The sequence below is a fragment of the Kitasatospora sp. Ki12 genome, from assembly GCF_054601375.1.
The window spans coordinates 1,092,284-1,110,364 of sequence record NZ_BAAIHT010000001.1 but is presented as its reverse complement, the minus strand read 5'-3'; the positions used below and the strand labels follow the sequence as shown (position 1 = coordinate 1,110,364).

At 73.7% G+C, this 18,081-nt stretch carries 20 protein-coding genes; 11 read left to right on the top strand and 9 right to left on the bottom strand.

The features are described from left to right. Positions 1-120: 120 nt before the first annotated feature. Both fdxA and dapC read left to right on the top strand, forming a co-directional pair. Positions 121-447: a ferredoxin gene (gene fdxA, locus ACYP53_RS04690; RefSeq protein ID WP_030061559.1), complete on the top strand. Its 327-nt coding sequence runs from the start codon at positions 121-123 to the stop codon at positions 445-447. A gap of 26 nt (positions 448-473) precedes the next feature. Continuing rightward, on the top strand, positions 474-1,616 hold the full coding sequence (gene dapC / locus ACYP53_RS04685) for a succinyldiaminopimelate transaminase (protein WP_459647951.1): 1,143 nt from the start codon (positions 474-476) through the stop codon (positions 1,614-1,616). Between the two features lie 102 nt (positions 1,617-1,718). On the opposite strand, the gene ACYP53_RS04680 is transcribed toward dapC, so the two are convergent. Further along, positions 1,719-2,522: a hypothetical protein gene (locus ACYP53_RS04680; protein WP_459646691.1), complete on the bottom strand. Its 804-nt coding sequence runs from the start codon at positions 2,520-2,522 to the stop codon at positions 1,719-1,721. Positions 2,523-2,825: 303 nt separating this feature from the next. Then, positions 2,826-3,824, bottom strand: a complete 999-nt coding sequence (locus tag ACYP53_RS04675) for a hypothetical protein (protein ID WP_444542939.1) — start codon at positions 3,822-3,824, stop codon at positions 2,826-2,828. 348 nt (positions 3,825-4,172) lie between these two features. On the opposite strand from ACYP53_RS04675, the gene dapE reads away from it, so the two are divergent. Together dapE and ACYP53_RS04665 are read left to right on the top strand one after the other, a co-directional pair. Continuing rightward, positions 4,173-5,249 carry a succinyl-diaminopimelate desuccinylase gene (gene dapE, locus ACYP53_RS04670; protein WP_189915592.1) on the top strand — a complete coding sequence of 359 codons (1,077 nt, stop codon included), beginning with the start codon at positions 4,173-4,175 and terminating at the stop codon, positions 5,247-5,249. A 165-nt stretch (positions 5,250-5,414) separates the two neighbouring features. After that, positions 5,415-6,224: an LOG family protein gene (locus tag ACYP53_RS04665; RefSeq protein WP_189915593.1), complete on the top strand. Its 810-nt coding sequence runs from the start codon at positions 5,415-5,417 to the stop codon at positions 6,222-6,224. Positions 6,225-6,290: 66 nt separating this feature from the next. On the opposite strand, the gene folP is transcribed toward ACYP53_RS04665, so the two are convergent. Further along, positions 6,291-7,103, bottom strand: coding sequence for a dihydropteroate synthase (folP, locus tag ACYP53_RS04660; RefSeq protein ID WP_189915837.1), 813 nt, complete (start codon positions 7,101-7,103; stop codon positions 6,291-6,293). 181 nt (positions 7,104-7,284) lie between these two features. Between folP and ACYP53_RS04655 the strand changes: the two genes are divergently transcribed. Together ACYP53_RS04655 and ACYP53_RS04650 are read left to right on the top strand one after the other, a co-directional pair. Then, a complete protein-coding gene (locus ACYP53_RS04655; RefSeq protein WP_459646690.1) occupies positions 7,285-7,761 on the top strand; it encodes a DivIVA domain-containing protein in 477 nt (158 codons plus the stop codon). Then, positions 7,758-8,357, top strand: a complete 600-nt coding sequence (locus ACYP53_RS04650; protein WP_459646689.1) for a DNA-3-methyladenine glycosylase I — start codon at positions 7,758-7,760, stop codon at positions 8,355-8,357. The genes ACYP53_RS04655 and ACYP53_RS04650 overlap by 4 nt, the downstream gene beginning before the upstream one ends. Before the next feature lie 27 nt (positions 8,358-8,384). Here the strand turns inward: ACYP53_RS04650 and ACYP53_RS04645 are convergent, their stop codons facing one another. Beyond that, a complete protein-coding gene (locus ACYP53_RS04645) occupies positions 8,385-9,185 on the bottom strand; it encodes an enoyl-CoA hydratase-related protein (RefSeq protein ID WP_189915595.1) in 801 nt (266 codons plus the stop codon). 299 nt (positions 9,186-9,484) lie between these two features. Here ACYP53_RS04645 and ACYP53_RS04640 point away from each other — a divergent pair, with 299 nt between their 5' ends. Next, positions 9,485-9,652: a DUF3117 domain-containing protein gene (locus ACYP53_RS04640; protein WP_014137929.1), complete on the top strand. Its 168-nt coding sequence runs from the start codon at positions 9,485-9,487 to the stop codon at positions 9,650-9,652. A gap of 165 nt (positions 9,653-9,817) precedes the next feature. Here ACYP53_RS04640 and ACYP53_RS04635 read toward each other — a convergent pair whose 3' ends face one another. Next, entirely contained in the window at positions 9,818-10,450 is a 633-nt protein-coding gene (locus ACYP53_RS04635) for an O-methyltransferase (protein ID WP_189915839.1), read from the bottom strand. A 288-nt stretch (positions 10,451-10,738) separates the two neighbouring features. Here ACYP53_RS04635 and sigE point away from each other — a divergent pair, with 288 nt between their 5' ends. The 4 genes from sigE (at position 10,739) to ACYP53_RS04615 (ending at position 13,965) form a co-directional block, all read left to right on the top strand. Further along, a complete protein-coding gene (gene sigE / locus ACYP53_RS04630; RefSeq protein WP_459647950.1) occupies positions 10,739-11,470 on the top strand; it encodes an RNA polymerase sigma factor SigE in 732 nt (243 codons plus the stop codon). Beyond that, positions 11,467-12,492, top strand: coding sequence for a zf-HC2 domain-containing protein (locus ACYP53_RS04625; protein WP_189915596.1), 1,026 nt, complete (start codon positions 11,467-11,469; stop codon positions 12,490-12,492). Before sigE ends, ACYP53_RS04625 begins: the two co-directional genes overlap by 4 nt. A gap of 146 nt (positions 12,493-12,638) precedes the next feature. Continuing rightward, entirely contained in the window at positions 12,639-13,076 is a 438-nt protein-coding gene (locus ACYP53_RS04620) for a sec-independent translocase (RefSeq protein WP_459646688.1), read from the top strand. A 220-nt stretch (positions 13,077-13,296) separates the two neighbouring features. Beyond that, a complete protein-coding gene (locus ACYP53_RS04615) occupies positions 13,297-13,965 on the top strand; it encodes a hypothetical protein (RefSeq protein WP_189915598.1) in 669 nt (222 codons plus the stop codon). Positions 13,966-14,156: 191 nt separating this feature from the next. Here ACYP53_RS04615 and ACYP53_RS04610 read toward each other — a convergent pair whose 3' ends face one another. The 4 genes from ACYP53_RS04610 to ACYP53_RS04595 form a co-directional block, all read right to left on the bottom strand. Further along, positions 14,157-15,317, bottom strand: coding sequence for an Mrp/NBP35 family ATP-binding protein (locus tag ACYP53_RS04610; RefSeq protein WP_189915599.1), 1,161 nt, complete (start codon positions 15,315-15,317; stop codon positions 14,157-14,159). A 56-nt stretch (positions 15,318-15,373) separates the two neighbouring features. Then, on the bottom strand, positions 15,374-15,970 hold the full coding sequence (locus tag ACYP53_RS04605; RefSeq protein WP_373313706.1) for a DUF1003 domain-containing protein: 597 nt from the start codon (positions 15,968-15,970) through the stop codon (positions 15,374-15,376). 49 nt (positions 15,971-16,019) lie between these two features. Continuing rightward, a complete protein-coding gene (locus ACYP53_RS04600) occupies positions 16,020-17,333 on the bottom strand; it encodes a magnesium transporter MgtE N-terminal domain-containing protein (RefSeq protein ID WP_189915600.1) in 1,314 nt (437 codons plus the stop codon). Positions 17,334-17,471: 138 nt separating this feature from the next. Continuing rightward, positions 17,472-18,011 carry a hypothetical protein gene (locus ACYP53_RS04595; protein WP_189915601.1) on the bottom strand — a complete coding sequence of 180 codons (540 nt, stop codon included), beginning with the start codon at positions 18,009-18,011 and terminating at the stop codon, positions 17,472-17,474. Between the last annotated feature and the right edge of the window lie 70 nt (positions 18,012-18,081).

Below are 18,081 nucleotides of genomic sequence, written 5' to 3'. Positions count from 1 at the left end.
CCTGTGCATTTGCGGTCTCCGACCCGCGATACTAGGGGCGGGCATCGACGACGCCGCGCTCACCGCGCACGCGAGCAGAACAGAACGGGCCACCAGGCCCTTCCGAGGAGGAAAGACAGCGTGACTTACGTCATCGCGCAGCCTTGTGTCGACGTGAAGGACAAGGCGTGCATCGAAGAGTGCCCGGTTGACTGCATCTACGAGGGCGAGCGATCGCTCTACATCCACCCGGATGAGTGTGTCGACTGTGGCGCGTGTGAGCCGGTCTGCCCGGTCGAGGCGATCTTCTACGAGGACGACACTCCGGAGGAGTGGAAGGACTACTACAAGGCCAACGTCGAGTTCTTCGACGACCTGGGTTCGCCCGGCGGCGCCTCGAAGCTGGGCCTGATCGAGCGCGACCACCCGTTCATCGCCGCTCTGCCGCCGCAGAACGCCGACCACTGACGATCGGTGGCATCGAAGCTGTGAGCATCGACAGCACGCGCGCGCCGTTCCCGGGCCACCCGGGGGCGGCGCGCCGCGTTTCCGACCTCCTGCCGGTCTTCCCCTGGGACAAGCTGGAGCCGTACAAGGCGACCGCCGTGGCCCACCCGGGCGGCCTCTGCGACTTCTCCGTCGGCACCCCGGTGGACCCGGTCCCCGAGCTGATCCAGAAGGCGCTGGCCGCGCACACCGACACGCCCGGCTACCCGACCGTCTGGGGCCCGCTGGAGCTGCGCGAGGCGATCGCCGGCTGGCTGCACCGCCGCGTCGGCGCCGGGATCGGCCCGCAGGCCGTCCTGCCGACCGTCGGCTCCAAGGAGCTGGTGGCCTGGCTGCCGACCCAGCTCGGCCTCGGCCCCGGCGACCAGGTCGCCTACCCGCGCCTGGCCTACCCGACGTACGAGGTGGGCGCGCGGCTGTGCGGCGCCGAACCGGTCGAGTACGACTCGGTGGACGAGCTGGACGGCTCCCGGGTGCGCCTGATCTGGGTGAACTCGCCGTCCAACCCGACCGGCCGGGTGCTGGGCGCGGACGAACTGCGCCGTACGGTCGAGTGGGCCCGCGAGCACCGGGCGCTGCTGGTCAGCGACGAGTGCTACCTGGAGCTGGGCTGGGAGGCCGACCCGGTCTCCGTCCTGCACCCCGACGTGTGCGGGGGGAGCCACGAGGGCCTGCTGGCCGTCCACTCGCTCTCCAAGCGCTCCAACCTGGCGGGTTACCGCGCCTCCTTCGTCGCGGGCGACCCGGTGGTCGTCCGGGAGCTCCTGGAGGTGCGCAAGCACGGCGGCATGATCGTGCCCGCCCCGGTCCAGGCGGCGACCGTCGCCGCGCTCGCGGACGACGCGCACGTGGCCGAGCAGCGCGAGCGGTACGCGGCCCGGCGCTCGGCGCTGCGGGCGGCGCTGGAGGCCTACGGCTTCCGGATCGAGCACTCGGAGGCGAGCCTCTACCTGTGGGCGACCCAGGACCGTCCGTGCTGGGAGACCGTCGCCGAACTGGCCGGACTGGGCATCCTGGTGGCGCCCGGTGACTTCTACGGGCCGGCCGGCGGCCGCTTCGTCCGGGTCGCGTTCACCGCGACCGACGAGCGGGTCGCCGCGGCCGTGGAGCGGCTGCGCGCGGCGCGCTGAGCGGACGTCGAAGGGCCGGCGTTCCGAGGAGGAACACCGGCCCTTCGACATGCGGCACGGCCCGTGCGGGCCGGTGTCCGCACGGACCGTGCCGCGCGCGGACTACACCGGCAGGCCGCTGATGCTGCCGCCGTTCACGCCGCCCAGCAGCCCGCCGATCGGGCCGAGCGAGCCGGTGAGGCCGGACAGCGGGTTGTTCGGGCCGAGGTCGGCGCCGCCGAGGCGGTTGGCGGAGCCGTGCTCGGCCAGGCCCAGGACGTCGGCGCCGGGCAGGCCGCCGGGGACGGCGTGCTCGACCGAGCCGAGCGGCAGCGCGCGCTCCACCGAGCCCAGCGGCAGCGCGTCGGTGACGGCGTTGGTGCCGGGGACGGCGCCGGAGAGCTTGTCGGCGCCCGGCAGGGCCTGCGCGACGCCGCCCGCCTGGGCGAGCCCGCCGACCGGGCTGGAGCCGGCGTTGGCGCTGCGGGTGCCCATGCCCTTGCCGGTGACGGCCTCGCCGAGCTTGCCGGCCAGCGCCGAGGCGACCTTCGGGGTGACGGCGGAGAGCTGGCCGGTGGTGGCGGCGGTCTGGTCGACCGGGGCGGTCAGCGAGCTGGCCTTCTCGTTCGCCTCGGGGAGCTGGTGGGCGACGATGTTGCCGGCCGCGTCGGCGGAGGCCGGTACGCCAGCGGCGACGGTGGCCGCGCCGGTGGTGCCGGCCGCCTGGCCGAGCTGGTGGGTGGTGTGCTGCAGGGTGGAACCGGTGTCGGTGTTGGTCAGCTGGCCCAACGGCGCCGCGAGGTCGCTCTTGGGCAGCAGGGCGTCCCCGCCCAGTGCGGACGCGGAGCCGGCCGCGACCAGCGGGGTCGCTCCGGCCGCCACGACGAGCGCGGCCTGGGCGATCCGACGCGTGAGGGGGTGAGACATGGGGCTCCTCGAAGGGGTCTGGGTCCGTCCCGTCCGCCCCTGGGACCGGGCGTGGACGACCGGGCGGACGACGTTGTTACCGCTTGAGAAGCCAGAAGGTTTCGGTCGGTGCAAGGAAACTTCCTGACCGACCATCGGATCGTAGGACTGCGGCGATGGTGCTCGCCGGACCCCGCCGGACGCCACCGGACCGGCCCCGGCCAAGGGGAGTGACGGTTCTCCGGCCGGGTCGCCGGAACGGGCGGCCGGTCCACCGGGGTTGACCGGAATCACCCGTCCGGCGGCAACCCGAACGTCAGTGCGTCATCCCTTGTCGGACGGGGCCAGGGTGACCTGGACGAGCTTGGTCGAGGTGCCCGAAGGCTGCGGCTGCCAGCCGTCCCCCGACTTCGTCTTGCGCCAGATCTTGCCGTCGTACGCGACCGTCGCGATGCCCAGCTGCTGGGCCTGGGCGACCGCCCAGTGGGCCACCTCCCAGCCGCTGGCCCGCTCGGCGTTCGCCCCGCCGTCGGCACCGGCGCCGGCGTCGGCGGAGGTCAGCGCGGCGGTCGCCGGGTCCGGGGTCAGCGAGACGGCGTTCTCGGCGCCCTTGATGGTCGAGGCGTAGCCGGTGGCCGGCGTGACCGTGCGGCCGAACTCCCGGCGCACCCGCTCGGACAGCACCTGGGCCCGGTCCGGTGCCGCCGCCGGGGTGGCGGAGGCGCCCGCGGTGGGGGAGCCGCCCGGGGTGGCGGAGGAGGAGTCCTCCGGGTCCGGCTTGGCGTAGTCGTGCACGATGCAGGAGAAGGACCCGGGCTCCCGGCCGGCCAGCGCCGAGGTGAGCAGCGTCGCCTTGGTCTCGTGCTTGGCGTAGGCCTGCGGGTAGCCGCTCTTCTGCACCGCCTGCGCGGCGTCGGTCAGCGGCAGCCGGGTGTAACCGGGGACCTTGACCAGGCCGTCCAGGAACTTGTTCGTGGCGTACACCGGGTCCGCGATCTGCGCCGGGGTGCCCCAGCCCATCGACGGCCGCTGCTGGAACAGGCCGATCGAGTCCCGGTCGCCGCCCGCGAGGTTGCGCAGCTTGGACTCCTGCATGGCGGTCGCCAGCGAGATCGTGGTGGCCCGGTCCGGCAGCCCGCGCGAGCGCGCCACCGCGGCGATCGTGGCGGCGTTGGCGGCCTGCGGCAGCTCCAGGGTGCCGTTGCCGGCGGCGGTCTTCACCGTGCAGCCCTCGGACTCGCCCGGCTTGAAGCCGAACCACCAGATGCCGACCACGGCCAGGCCCGCGACCAGTGCGAGCCCGAGCAGCCCGACGATCACCATCAGCAGCGCGCGCAGCGGCCCGCGGCGGCGGGCGGGCGTCTCGTCCTCGCCCTGCTCCTCGCTGCTCCTTCTCCTGGCCACCGTCGCCCCTCTCGCGCCTGCACCTTGATCCGACACCGTACCCACTCGGACGGATGTGCGGCGCCCCCCGGTTGCTGCTATTCGCCCGCTCGCCTCCGGGCCGCTCGGATCCGGTGCCGACGGTCGGCGCTCCAATGCCCTCGTTCCTCGGGCCTCCTCGCTTCTCCCTTTCGGCACCGGCGCGGCCCTTCGGCTCGGGGCGGGGAAGCCGACCCGTGTCACAGAGCGACCACGGAGGGCGTCCGCGGCGCGGACTAGGCTGGCGCCATGAGCAGCCCGAACCCGACGCCCCTGGACCTCACTCTCGACGGTGGCGCGCTGACCGCCCGCCTGGTCGACTTCCCCTCGGTGAGCGGCGACGAGCAGGCGCTCGCCGACGCCGTGGAGGCCGCGCTGCGCGGCTACCCGCACCTCACGGTGGACCGGTACGGCAACAACGTGGTCGCCCGGACGACCCTGGGCCGCGCCGAGCGGGTCCTGCTGGCCGGCCACCTGGACACCGTGCCGATCGCCGACAACCTGCCCTCGTACGTCGACGGGGACCTGCTCTACGGCTGCGGCACCTCGGACATGAAGTCCGGCGTGGCGGTCCAGCTGCGGCTCGCCGCCACCCTGCCCGAGCCCAACCGGGACCTCACCTTCGTGTTCTACGACTGCGAGGAGGTGGAGGCCCACCGCAACGGCCTCGGCCACCTCGCCAAGGAGCGCCCGGAGTGGCTGGCGGCCGACTTCGCGGTGCTGATGGAGCCCAGCGGGGCGATGGTCGAGGGCGGCTGCCAGGGCACCCTGCGGGCGCAGGTCCGGCTCACCGGGGTGCGCGCCCACGCGGCCCGCAGCTGGCTCGGCGACAACGCGATCCACCACGCCGCCGAGGTGCTCGGCCGGCTCGCGCGGTACGAGCCGCGCCGGGTGGAGATCGACGGCCTGGAGTACCGCGAGGGCCTGAACGCGGTGCGGATCGACGGCGGCGTGGCCGGCAACGTGATCCCGGACGAGTGCGTCGTCACGGTCAACTTCCGGTACGCGCCGGACCGCAGCGAGGCGGAGGCGGAGAAGCACGTGCGCGAGGTCTTCGACGGCTTCGAGCTGACCGTCACGGACTTCGCCCCGGGCGCCCTGCCCGGCCTCTCACAGCCGGCCGCGCAGGCCTTCCTGGCGGCCACCGGCGGCCAGGCCCGGGCCAAGTTCGGCTGGACGGACGTCGCCCGGTTCAGCGCGCTGGGCGTCCCGGCGGTCAACTACGGCCCCGGCGACCCGAACCTCGCGCACAAGCGGGAGGAGCACTGCTCGCTGAGCGCCATCGCCGAGACCGAGCAGCGGCTGCGCGACTGGCTCACCGGCTGAGCGCCTGGCCGAGCCCGCGGCTGACCGGCTGAGCGCCCGGCCGACCGGCTGAGCCCGTGGCTCCGGACAGCTGATCCGATCACCGGTCGAACGCCACCTTCCGGTTGCCGAACCGACCTTCCCCCGTTGCCTGAAATCGGGGGAAGGCGGGCGTAGGGTTCCGTCATGACAGGCACAGGAGACGAAAAGCAGTACGGGCACGGCCCCGAGCAGGTCGGCGTGCCGCGGAAGAAGAAGGCCTGGCCCGAGAAGCAGAAGGGCCCGGTGCTGGTGCGCCGGGACCAGGTCGGCACGAGCACCACGGACCAGCGGCTGCTGGACACCACCGGCCCCACCGACTGGCTGCACACCGACCCGTGGCGGGTGCTGCGGATCACCTCCGAGTTCGTCGAGGGCTTCGGTGCCCTCGCCGAACTCCCTCCCGCGATCAGCGTCTTCGGCTCCGCCCGGACCCCGGCCGACTCGCCCGAGTACGAGGCCGGCATGGCCATCGGCCGGGCCCTCGCCGAGGCCGGCTACGCGGTGATCACCGGCGGCGGCCCGGGCGCGATGGAGGCCGCCAACCGGGGCGCCTCCGAGGCCGGCGGCCTCAGCGTCGGGCTCGGCATCGAGCTGCCCTTCGAGCAGGGCCTCAACGAGTTCGTCGACCTCGGGCTGAACTTCCGTTACTTCTTCGTCCGCAAGACGATGTTCGTGAAGTACGCGCAGGGCTTCGTGGTCCTGCCCGGCGGCCTCGGCACCCTGGACGAGCTGTTCGAGGCGCTCACCCTGGTGCAGACGAAGAAGGTCACCCGCTTCCCGGTGATCCTCTACGGCACCGCGTACTGGGGCGGCCTCTTCGAGTGGCTGAAGAACACCCTGGTCGCGCAGGGCAAGGCGGCCCCGCACGACCTGGAGCTGTTCCACATCACCGACGAGCTCGACGAGGTCATGAAGATCCTGGCCGACGCCCGTCGGCCCGCCAACGAGATCTAGGCGCTTCCCGGGCCACGCGCGCGAGCGAGCGTCGTCACGAGGCGAGCCGAGCGCCGTCAAAGGGGTTCAGGCCAGCCCCCGGCGGGCGACCGCCGGGGGGCGGGTACCCCGGATCGAGGCGACCATGTCCAGCACCTGGCGGGTCTCCGCGACCTGGTGCGCCCGGTAGACCCGTGCGCCGAGCCAGGCGGAGACCGCCGTGGTCGCCAGGGTGCCGAGCAGCCGCTCGTTCACCGGCTTGTCCAGGGTCTCGCCGACGAAGTCCTTGTTGGAGAGCGAGACCAGCACCGGGAAGCCGGTCGCGGTCATCTCCGGCAGCCGCCGGGTCGCCTCCAGCGAGTGCCGGGTGTTCTTGCCGAAGTCGTGGCCCGGGTCGATGATCACCGCGTCCCGCCGTACGCCCAGCTCCACCGCGCGCTCGGCCAGTCCCACGGTGACCCGCAGGATGTCCGCCATCACGTCCTCGTACCCGGTCCGGTGCGGACGGGTGCGCGGCTCGGCGCCGCCGGCGTGGGTGCAGACCAGCCCGACGTCGTGGCGGGCGGCCACCTCGGCGAGCTTCGGGTCCACCCCGCCCCAGGCGTCGTTCAGCAGGTCCGCGCCCGCCTCGCAGACCGCCTCGCCGACCTCGTGCCGCCAGGTGTCCACGCTGATCACGGCCTCGGGGTGGCGCTTGCGCAGCTCGGCCACGAAGGGCACCGTGCGCCGCAGCTCCTCCTCGACCGTGACCTCGTCGCCCGGCCCGGCCTTCACCCCGCCGATGTCCAGGATCGCCGCGCCCTCGGCCACCGCCCGGTCGGCGGCCGCGAAGGCGGCCTCGTCGGCGAAGGTCGCGCCCTTGTCGAAGAACGAGTCCGGCGTCCGGTTGACGATCGCCATGATCACCAGTTCGTCGTCACCGAATTCCCGCGGTCCCAGGCGCAGTGCCACCGATGTCTCCTCCAGAGCTCCTGCGGGTGCGATGATGGCCCCCGGCCTCACTAAGGGACCATGCTGTCATGATCAGTCTGGTTCCCTGGCACCTCGACGAAGGCCGACCGGGAGTTCGGGAGGACAGCTCGTGTTCTGGGTGATCGTGGTCGCCATGGCCGTGGTGGTCGGCGGCGCCGCCCTGGTGGCGCTCGGCGGGGGCGGCTCGATGCCGGAGGCGGTCCCGGACCGCATCTCCGCACGGCTCCCGCAGGACCGCCCGCTGGGCAAGGCGGACGTGGACGAGCTGCGCCTGCCGATGGCGCTGCGCGGCTACCGGATGGACGAGGTGGACGACGTCCTGGACCGCCTGGGCGCCGAACTCGCCTACCGCGACGCGCGGATCGCCGAGCTGGAGGCCGCCGCCCACCTGCGCGGCGCGGTCGAGGCGACCGGCGCCCCCGACCCGGCGGCCGAACCGCTGCCCGGCCTGGAGCAGTTCGCCAAGGTCGTCGAGCCGGCCGTCGCCCTCACCAAGCCGTCCTTCACCGAGTCGTCCTTCACCGAGTCGTCCGCCGACGAGCCGGTCCCGGCCCCCGAGGACGCGAAGCCGGTGACGGAGCAGTGACGGCCCCGGCGGACGGCGCGGTGCTCGGCGCGGACGGGCTGCGGCGCTGCGCCTGGGGCGATTCCACCGACGACTACCGGGTCTACCACGACACCGAGTGGGGCCGCCCGGTGCACGGTGACGACGCGCTGTTCGAGCGGGTCTGCCTGGAGGCCTTCCAGTCCGGCCTGTCCTGGCTGACCATCCTGCGCCGTCGCGAGGGCTTCCGGGCCGCGTTCGCCGGCTTCGAGATCGCCAGGGTCGCCGAGTTCGGCGAGGCCGACAAGGAGCGGCTGCTCGCCGACGCCGGGATCATCCGCAACCGGGCCAAGATCGAGGCGGCGATCGCCAACGCGCGGGTCGCCCGCGACCTGGACGGTGGTCTGGATGCGCTGATCTGGGGTTTCGCCCCTGAGCCGGACCGGCCGGCCCCCCGCCGGCTGAGCGAGGTGCCGGCCGTCACGCCCGAGTCGACGGCGCTGGCCAAGGCGCTGAAGAAGGCGGGTTTCCGCTTCGTCGGCCCGACCACCGCCTACGCCCTGATGCAGGCCTGCGGCCTGGTGGACGACCACCTGGCGGACTGCCACGTCCGCACCGTCCGCACCGGCGCGAAGTAGCCGGGGGCCGACGGGCCCCCGGCGGTCTCAGCGGCCCACGTACTTCGGCTTCTCCTTGGCGATGAAGGCGCGCACCGCGATCCGGTGGTCCTCGCTCTCGCCGGCCAGCGTCTGCAGCTCGTCCTCCTTGTCGAGGAGTTCGGACAGCGAGTGCGAGGCGCCGTACGCCAGCGACTCCTTGATGGCGCCGTAGGCGACGGTCGGGCCCTCGGCCAGCTCGCGGGCGAAGACCCGTGCGGTGGCGGCGAGTTCCTCGGCCGGCACCACCTTGGTGGCCAGGCCCAGCTCCATCGCCTCGGCGGCCTTGACCGTCCGGGGCAGCATCAGCAGTTCGGTGGCCTTGGCGTGCCCGACCAGGCGGGGCAGGGTCCAGGAGGCGCCCGAGTCGGCGGTGAGGCCGATCCCGGCGAAGGCGGTGTTGAAGCCGGCCCGGTCGGACAGGATCCGGAAGTCGCAGGCGAAGGCCAGCGAGGCGCCCGCGCCGGCCGCCACCCCGCCGACGGCGGCGACGGTCGGCTTGCGCATCCCGGCCAGCGCCCGGGTCAGCGGGTTGTAGTGCTCGGCGACGGTGCGCAGCGCGCCCTCGCCGGTCTCCTCGGCGCGCTTCAGCAGCGCCAGGTGCTCGTTCAGGTCCTGCCCGACGCAGAACGCGCGCTCGCCCGCCCCGGTCAGCAGCACCGCCCGCACCGCCGGGTCCTCGGCAGCGGCGACCACGGTGTCGCGCAGCGCGACCTTGGTGGCGACGTCGAGGGCGTTCATCGCCTCCGGACGGTTGATGGTGATCACGGCCAGGCCGCCGTCGAGCTCGTACAGCACGGAGTCGGACATGGGTGAGGGCTCCCTGGTGATCGTCGTGGTGTCGGTGTCGTGTGTCAGGATGCCGGAGCATGCGGTGGCCTGGGGAGTGTGAGGTATCGCACCTTCCGGCCGCGTCCACACCGCCGCCACGCCGGGGCTTATGACGTGAATTGGGGCGGTTGGGTGCGGTCCGGCCGAGGTTGCACCGAGAGTGATGTTGGTCATCAGCCCGTGGCATGCGGGATAATGGCTTCCGATCAATGCGTTCGATACCGGCGGTGGACGGACTGCCGGTGCGTAGCTGAGCGGTTGCAGGAAGGGGAACGAGCATGGCGGCCATGAAGCCGCGGACGGGTGACGGCCCGCTCGAAGTCACCAAAGAGGGACGGGGCATCATCATGCGCGTTCCGCTCGAAGGCGGCGGGCGCCTTGTGGTGGAGCTCACGCCTGACGAGGCCGACGCCCTGGGCGAGGCCCTGAAGAAGGCCTGCGGCTGACCGCAGCGGGTGCTCACCATCTCCCTGGAGATGTGCTGCCGGGCCCGGGTACGACGTCATGTCGGCCCGGGTCCGCGCGTTTTCCGGCCCGCCCGGACCCGCTCGCGGCGGTGGACCGGCGTCTGACGGCCCCCCGGCGCCCGGCGGGGCCCGGCGGGTCGTCGCCTAGCGTTTGACCGCGCAGAGCAGGCCGTCCGAGACCGGCAGCAGGGCCGGCAGCAGCGCCTCGCTCTCCCGTACGTCCCGGACCAGGTCCCGGACCGCGCCGGTCTGCGGGTCCTGCAGCTCCGGCTCGGCCAGCCGGCCCTCCTGGAAGACCCCTTCGAAGCAGACCATCCCGCCCGGCCGCAGCAGCCGCAGCGACTCCAGCAGGTACTCGCGCGACTCGGCCGGATCGCCGTCGCAGAACACCAGGTCGTACTGGCCGTCGGCGAGCCTGGGCAGCACGTCCAGGGCCCGGCCCGGTATGAACCGGGAGCGGTTGGCCGCGAACCCGGCCGCCTGGTACGCCTCGCGGGCCAGCTGCTGGCGCACCGGCTCCGAGTCGACCGTGGTGAGCACACCGTCCGGCCGCATCCCGCGCAGCAGGTAGACGCCGGACACCCCCGTGCCGGTGCCGATCTCGGCCACCGCCTTGGCGTCCAGCGCGGCCGCCAGGAGGCGCAGACAGGCCCCGCCGCTGGGGCCGATCGCGCGTATGCCGGTGCGCGCGGACTGGGCCCGGGCGTAGGTGAGCACCGCGTCCTCGCCCACGTAGGTGTCGGCGAGGGCCGCTCGCGCGGGCCCGAACTCGCTGATGGCTGCCTCTTTCGGAGCCCCGGGTGGCGGCCCGGTGCCGGGGGATGTCGATATTTCCTGCCACAGATTACTGGCCGGGCGGGAACCGCGTACTGCGGCGGGCCGTTGTGATGAAGGACCGGGTGCGGGAGACCTCCCGGGCACTTTTATCCGGGCTTGACGGGTGAGGTGGATATGGTGGTGGCCCTGCTGGGCAGAAGAGCCGACCGAGGAGGTGTGGCCGAGGGCGACGTCCCCGTGCGGCGGCACTCCCGCGGCACCGCGTCGATCCGTACGCCGAAGCCCGTGATGAACCAGCCTGCGCACTCCGACCTGGACCAGCCCGCCGCCGTGACGCCGGCCGCCGGGACCGCCGAGGCCCCCGCCCTCGCCACGTTCGCCGAGGGGCCTGACGCGCAGACCTGGACTCCGCCCTCCTGGGAGGAGATCGTCGAGGCGCACAGCGCCCGCGTCTACCGGCTCGCCTACCGTCTGACGGGCAACCAGCACGACGCCGAGGACCTCACCCAGGAGGTCTTCGTCCGGGTGTTCCGTTCGCTGTCCACCTACACCCCCGGCACGTTCGAGGGCTGGCTGCACCGGATCACCACCAACCTCTTCCTGGACATGGTCCGCCGCCGCCAGCGCATCCGTTTCGACGCGCTCGGCGAGGACGCGGCCGAGCGGCTCGCCTCCCGCGAGCCCAGCCCGGCCCAGCACTTCAGCGACACCCACTTCGACGCCGACGTGCAGCAGGCCCTGGACACCCTGGCGCCGGAGTTCCGCGCCGCCGTGGTGCTCTGCGACATCGAGGGCCTGTCGTACGAGGAGATCGCCGCCACGCTGGGCGTCAAGCTCGGCACCGTCCGCAGCCGCATCCACCGCGGCCGCTCGCACCTGCGCGCCGCGCTCAAGCACCGCGCCCCCGGCTCGGCCCCCGGCCGTGAGCGCCGCGGCGGCTCGGAGGAGCCGGTGCCGGTCGGCGTCGGCGCGGTCGAGGCCGCGGTCGCGCCCGGTGGGAGCGGACGGAGGCGATCGTGAGCGGAACCAGCCGGTCCGGCTCGGACCGTCCGGACACGTCCGGCCGGTCCCTGTCCCGGCGGAGCTGGGCGCTGCCGGGCCGTCGCGGTGCCGACGACCCCGGTGAGCCCGTGCTGCCCGCACTGGCGCTGCCCGCCGACACGGCCCTGCACGCGCTGCCGGTACGGCCGGTGGAGCCCGCCGCCGAGGAGCACCACCTCGGGGACCGCCTCTCCGCGTTCCTGGACGGCGAACTCGGCCACGACTCGCGCGAGCGCGTCCAGGCGCACCTGGCGACCTGTCCGCAGTGCCTCGCCGAGGCCGACGAGGGCCGGGGCGTCAAGCACCTGCTGACCCGCACCGCCCCGCCCGGCCCCTCCTCCGCGCTGATGGCCCGGCTGATGGCCGTCGGCAACCTCCCCGAGGACGACCCGGCGGGCGGCGACTGGCCGTCCGGGCGCGGGCGCCGCGATGACGACGACGACCTGCCCGGCGGCGGGGTCGCCGCCACCGGCACGCTCGGCGGCAGCCGGCTCACCGGCGGCTCCTTCGGCCGCGGCGCCGGGGCCTCCTTCGGCGCGGGCGCGCTGGGCGCCGACGCGCCCGTGCCCGGGGTCGACCCGCGGGCCTTCGGCCGCGGCGCGGTGCTGCGGCCGCTGATGGGCCGGCGCACCGCCCGTCCCGAGCCGGACGCCGGACCGGACCCCGGGGTCCGTACGCAGCCGTCCGCGGCCGCCCTGCGCCCCCCCGCGCGCGGGCGCCGCCTGGTCTTCGCCGCCGCGGGCGCCTTCTCGGTCGCCGCGGTCACGCTCGGTGGCGTCGGCGGGCTCTCCCCGCAGGGCGAGGAGCGGCACGGCACCACCGTCAGCCCGGCCGGCGGCAACGTCGGCACCGGCCGCGGTGGCGGGCTCGTCCCGATGAACGCGCAGGTCCCGGTGGACTTCCCCGGCCGCCCGGTCGCCGCGACCCGCGGCGCCTCCCCGCCGCCCACCCCGGAGCGCTTCCTCGGCGGCATCGCCGCCCTGCGCCAGCAGACCCGCTAGAGCGCCCCCGGAGGGCGCCGGCACCCGGGCTCGACGCACCAGGCCACCGGCAGGTCTTTACCACGGCTTCATCGCAGCGTGGACCAGGGACTCGCCGGTGGCCATTACCCTGTAGGAACCGTCGTCCGGCGAGCTAGGGAGCAAAGGTGTTCAGCGACGTAGGCGGGCTGGAGATCCTCACCCTGATCGTCATGGCGATCATCATCTTCGGCCCGGACAAGCTCCCGAAGCTGATCCAGGACACCATGGGCTTCATCCGGAAGATCCGTTCCTTCGCCGACAACGCGAAGGAGGACATCCGCAGCGAGCTCGGCCCCGAGTTCCAGGACTTCGAGTTCGAGGACCTCAACCCCAAGACCTTCGTCCGCAAGCAGCTCATGGGCGGCCAGGAGGACCCGCTGGGCCTCAAGGACATGAAGGACTCGCTGGACATCCGCTCCGTCCTGGACGACAAGCCCGCGGCGCCGGTGAACGGCCGCACCGGCAGTGTCAGCTTCGAGAAGTCCGCCGCCCCGGCACCCGCCTCCGCGGGGGTCCCGCTGACGGCCGGCGAGCGGCCCCCGTTCGACCCCGACGCCACCTGACCCGTCCTCCAGGGCGCTCCGGCAGCGCGCCACCGCCCCGCCCGGCCGCCCGGCTGAGCGGGGCGGTGGTGCGTGCGCCGCTATTGTGCTGATTGTTCCCGCTGAGCCGTCCGTCACATTCCGCACTGTCGCGGACCAGGAACGGCCCCCGGGAACGCCGCGGTACGCCACCATGGGAGCGCGCCACGGCAGGCAAACGTGCGTTTGAGGAGGCCCGGGGATGGACGCGACGAGTCAGACGGGAGGGGCGACGGCCACGGCCGGCGGCCCGGTGGTCGGCGGACAGGCCGGCCCGGCGGACCCGCTGGTGCCCTACCTGTCCGCCGACTTCCCCTGGTACGGGCTGGACGACGGCTGGACCGGCCGCCGCTACCTGATGCAGGCGGGCGCCGGCACCCGCGCCACGGGCAGCGTCGACTACGGCTCGCTCGGCCACGGCGACGAGCCGGCCAAGCAGTACGAGCCGCGCGACATGCGGAAGTTCGCGGCCGTGGTCACCGTCGCCCGCCGCGACAGCCGGCGCAGCGCCGACAACACCGGCACCCTGGAGGCGACCAGCGCCTCCTCCGCGGCCTGGCTGGCCGGCTCCGGCCTGCTCGCCGCGACCTGGCCGGGCCAGCTGGACCGCGCGCTGCGCCAGGACTGGCTGGACCAGCAGAGCAGCCTCGCCTGGGACCTCGCCGACGACCTGGCGGGCCCCGGCTGGTCCACCCTCAGCCTGCCGGTCAACGGCCTGCCGCAGCCCTTCCGCTACCGGGAGTCCGAGTACGGCTGGGTGCTGGCGGGCGAGGCCCCCGGTGTCCTGCTCGGCGCCTACGGCCGCGGCGTCAGCGCCTACGGCGTCGGCTTCTGCACCGTCCCGGACCTGGGCAGCTACACCAGGCCGTAGCAGGCGCGGGCACGACGAAGGGGGCCGGTGATCATCACCGACCCCCTGCTGTCACTCGCCCGCTCGCCTCCGGGGCGCCGGGGAGCCGGTGCCGACGGTCGGCGCTCCAAGGCCCTTCGTTCCTCAGGGCCTCCTCGCTTCTCCTTTTCGGCACCGGCGCGCCCCTTCGGCTCGGGGCGGGCGTCACCGCCTCAGAACTTGTTCTTGGGCGTCAGTCCGAGCGACATCCCGGACAGTCCGCGCTGGCGGCCGCCGAGCTTGCCGGCCACCGCGCGCAGGGCGGCGCCGGCCGGGGAGTCGGGCGCGGCGAGCACGACCGGGCGGCCGTCGTCGCCGCCCTCGCGCAGGCGCACGTCGATCGGGATCGAGCCGAGCACCGGGACGGTCGCACCGACCGTGCGGGTGAGCGCGTCCGCGACGGTCTGGCCGCCGCCGGTGCCGAAGACGTCGATCATCTCGTCGCAGTGCGGGCACGGCATGCCGGACATGTTCTCGATCACGCCGACGATCTTCTGGTGGGTCTGCACCGCGATGGTGCCGGCCCGCTCGGCCACCTCGGCGGCGGCCATCTGCGGGGTGGTGACGATCAGGATCTCCGCGTTGGGGACCAGCTGGGCCACCGAGATCGCGATGTCGCCGGTGCCGGGCGGCAGGTCCAGCAGCAGCACGTCCAGGTCGCCCCAGTACACGTCGGCGAGGAACTGCTGGAGCGCGCGGTGCAGCATCGGGCCGCGCCAGACCACCGGGGCGTTGCCCGGGGTGAACATGCCGATCGAGATGACCTTCACGCCGTTCGCCTGCGGCGGCATGATCATGTCCTGGACCTGGGTCGGCTTGCCCTCGACGCCCAGCATGCGCGGCACGCTGTGGCCGTAGATGTCGGCGTCCACGACGGCGACCTTCAGGCCGTCCGCGGCCATCGCGGCCGCCAGGTTGACGGTCACCGAGGACTTGCCGACGCCGCCCTTGCCGGAGGCGACGGCGTAGACGCGGGTCAGGGTGCCCGGCTTGGCGAACGGGATCTCCCGCTCGGGGGCGCCGCCGCGCAGCAGCTGGGAGAGCTCCTTGCGCTGCTCGTCGCTCATCACGTCGAGCTCGACCTCGACGCCGGTCACGCCGGCCACCTTGCCGACCGCCTCGCGGACCCGGGTGGTGATGGTGTCGCGCATCGGGCAGCCGGAGACCGTCAGGTAGACCGCGACGCGCACCGCGCCGCCCTCGGCGATCTCGACCGATTTCACCATGCCGATCTCGGTGATCGGGCGGTTGATCTCCGGGTCGTTGACGGTCGCCAGCGCCTGGCGTACGGACTCCTCCGTGACGCCGGCCGCGACCTCTGTCTCGTTGGCCATGCCTTGATGGTACGGCGCCGGGCGAACCGCTTAACCCGCCGGTAGCGTGCCGCCGGTCACAGCGGCTCGGGGGCGTCCCGGCGCTCCTCGATCTCCCTGAGCAGGGACTGCAGTTCGGAGCGGATACCGCTCATCTCGGAGGCGATGAAGGCGCGGGTGGCCACCTCGCCGAGTCCGTGCCGCAGGGCCGCGACCTCCCGGGTGAGGTACTCGGTGTCCGCGATGTTGCGGTCGCTGCGGGCCCGGTCCTGCTCCATGTTGACGCGGTCCCGGTTGTCCTGGCGGTTCTGCGCCAGCAGGATCAGCGGGGCCGCGTACGAGGCCTGCAGCGACAGCGCCAGGGTCAGGAAGATGAACGGGTACTCGTCGAAGCGGACGGTGGCCGGCAGCAGGGTGTTCCACGCTATCCAGACGACCACCACCACCGTCATCCAGACGATGAACCGCCCGGTGCCGAGGAAGCGGGCGATCCGCTCGGAGAGGACGCCGAAGGCCTCCGGGTCGTAGGAGGGCAGCGAGAGCAGGCCGGGCCGTTCGGTGCGCGGCTGGTCGAGCCGGGTGCGGCCGGTGCCGGTGATCGGGGTGGTCTCGGCCCGCCGTTCGCGGCCGCCCTCGCGGGTGCGCAGCTCGCGCAACTGGCGGAGCTGGCGCAGCTCGCCCTGGAGGCGCCGGCGCGCCGAGTCGTCCGGGCGGCCGTTGCGGTCACCGTCCACCGGTCACCCCTTCCCTGTGGTCCTGCCGGTCGTGCCGGTCCTGCCGGTCGTCGTCGGCGTGCAGTGCGGCGTCGCGCCAGTCGTCCGGCAGCAGGTGGTCGAGGACGTCGTCGACGGTCACCGCGCCGAGCAGGTGGTCCGCCTCGTCCACGACCGGCGCGGCGACCAGGTTGTAGGTCGCCAGGTAGCTGGTGATCAGGGACAGCGGGGTGTCCGGCGGCAGCGGGTCCAGGTCGTCGTCGACGAGCGAGCCGACCAGGACGTACGGGGGTTCGCGCAGCAGCCGCTGGAAGTGCACGGTGCCCAGGTAGCGGCCGGTCGGGGTCTCGTTCGGCGGGCGGCAGACGAAGACCTGGGCGGCGAGCGCGGGCTTGTGGTCCCTGATCCGGACCCGGGCCAGCGCCTCGGCGACCGTCGCGTCCGGCTCCAGGACGACCGGCTCGGTGGTCATCAGACCGCCGGCGGTGTCCTCCTCGTAGGTCAGCAGGCGGCGCACCGGCGCGGCCTCGTCCGGCTCCATCAGCTGGAGCAGCCGTTCGGCCTCGTCGCCGGGCAGTTCGGAGAGCAGGTCGGCGGCGTCGTCCGGGTCCATCGCCTCCAGGACGTCGGCGGCGCGCTCCTCCTTGAGCTTGCCGATGATCTCGACCTGGTCGTCCTCGGGCAGCTCCTCCAGGACGTCGGCCAGCCGCTCGTCGTCCAGCGCGGCGGCCACCTCGGCGCGGCGCTTGGCGGACAGGTGGTGCATCACGCTGGCGAGGTCGGCGGGGCGCAGCTGCTCGAACGTGGCGAGCAGGTTGGCCGCGCCCTGGTCCTGCTCGGGCAGCGAGAAACCGGTGACGTCCTGCCAGTCCAGGGTGAGCCGCTCGCCCTTGCCCTTGCGCAGCCGGCCGGCCCGGCCGAGCTGGACGAAGACCTTGCTGATCTCCCACTCGCGCAGCCGGGTCTGCACCATGCCGACGTCCAGCACGGTGACGTCCTCACCGGTCTTGGACCAGGTGACGGTGCGGTCGAGCAGTTCGGCGAGGACCAGGGTCTCGGACGGGCGCTGCTCGAAGCGGCGCAGGTTGATCACGCCGGTGGTGAGCACCTGGCCGGACTCCAGGCTGGTGATCCGGGTCATCGGCAGGAAGATCCGGCGCCGGCCGACCACTTCGACCACCAGACCGAGCACGCGCGGCGGGCGCCCGCCGAGCCGCAGCGAGACGACCACGTCCCGGACCCGGCCGACCTGGTCGCCGTTCGGGTCGAAGACCGCGATGGTGGACAGGTGGGAGATGAAGACCCGGGTGCTTGGCCCTGCCATGAACTCCCTCGACTCGCTCGACGCCGTTCGCGGTGCGCGGGTGTCGCCGGGGCGCACCCGGGGCCAAATCTACCCGCGAGTGCGGAGCCCGGCCCGACGAGGCACCGTAGCGGTCCTCGGCGACCTCGGCGTGAACCTTTAACGGCGCTTGAACAGCAGTTTGGGCAGGCCGGCCGGGATCGGGCGGCGGGTGGTGGCCCCGGTGGGCATCGGCTGGGCGGCGTGCGAGCCGTCCGGCATCGCGCCGGGGTGCTCGGTGAGCGGCCCGGTGGGCTCCAGCCGCAGCACCCGGCACTCGCGGGCCCAGCGCTCGGTGATCGTGTCGGTGTCGGGCGCGTTCAGCCGCTTGCCCTTGAGCTCCTCGACGGCGCCCAGCCAGGCCTCGCCGCCCGGCGGCAGTTCGACCACCCGGGCGCTCCAGCCGGTCAGCCGGCCGCCCTTGTCCTTGCTGCGGACGGTCACCACGGCCCCGGCGCCGGGGGTCAGACCGTGCAGCGGCTGCTCGCCGCCCTCGCCGACCACCACGACCGCGCCGTCGTGCCAGGCGTGCCACAGCGGCCGGGCCTGCTCCTGCCCGTCCGCGCGCACCCAGAGCAGACCGGACTTCTTCGCGGCCTCCTCCAGCAGGGCCTGGTCGAGGAAGGCGTCGGCGGGCGCGGCGGCGGGCGTACGGTCCATGGCCGACAGCGTACGGGTTTCCGCCCCTTTCCCGTCCGCCGGACGTCTCAGCCCCCGGGCGACAGTTCCA

What these genes read in the sequence shown, in the direction of transcription:
- ACYP53_RS04615 (WP_189915598.1), top strand. Translation starts at nt 13,297, where the DNA reads ATGGACGCGACGAGTCAGACGGGAGGGGCGACGGCCACGGCCGGCGGC.
- ACYP53_RS04640 (WP_014137929.1), top strand. Translation starts at nt 9,485, where the DNA reads ATGGCGGCCATGAAGCCGCGGACGGGTGACGGCCCGCTCGAAGTCACC.
- sigE (WP_459647950.1), top strand. Translation starts at nt 10,739, where the DNA reads ATGAACCAGCCTGCGCACTCCGACCTGGACCAGCCCGCCGCCGTGACG.
- folP (WP_189915837.1), bottom strand. Translation starts at nt 7,103, where the DNA reads ATGGCGATCGTCAACCGGACGCCGGACTCGTTCTTCGACAAGGGCGCG.
- ACYP53_RS04645 (WP_189915595.1), bottom strand. Translation starts at nt 9,185, where the DNA reads ATGTCCGACTCCGTGCTGTACGAGCTCGACGGCGGCCTGGCCGTGATC.
- dapE (WP_189915592.1), top strand. Translation starts at nt 4,173, where the DNA reads ATGAGCAGCCCGAACCCGACGCCCCTGGACCTCACTCTCGACGGTGGC.
- ACYP53_RS04595 (WP_189915601.1), bottom strand. Translation starts at nt 18,011, where the DNA reads ATGGACCGTACGCCCGCCGCCGCGCCCGCCGACGCCTTCCTCGACCAG.
- ACYP53_RS04610 (WP_189915599.1), bottom strand. Translation starts at nt 15,317, where the DNA reads ATGGCCAACGAGACAGAGGTCGCGGCCGGCGTCACGGAGGAGTCCGTA.
- ACYP53_RS04675 (WP_444542939.1), bottom strand. Translation starts at nt 3,824, where the DNA reads ATGGTGATCGTCGGGCTGCTCGGGCTCGCACTGGTCGCGGGCCTGGCC.
- ACYP53_RS04680 (WP_459646691.1), bottom strand. Translation starts at nt 2,522, where the DNA reads ATGTCTCACCCCCTCACGCGTCGGATCGCCCAGGCCGCGCTCGTCGTG.
- ACYP53_RS04665 (WP_189915593.1), top strand. Translation starts at nt 5,415, where the DNA reads ATGACAGGCACAGGAGACGAAAAGCAGTACGGGCACGGCCCCGAGCAG.
- ACYP53_RS04600 (WP_189915600.1), bottom strand. Translation starts at nt 17,333, where the DNA reads ATGGCAGGGCCAAGCACCCGGGTCTTCATCTCCCACCTGTCCACCATC.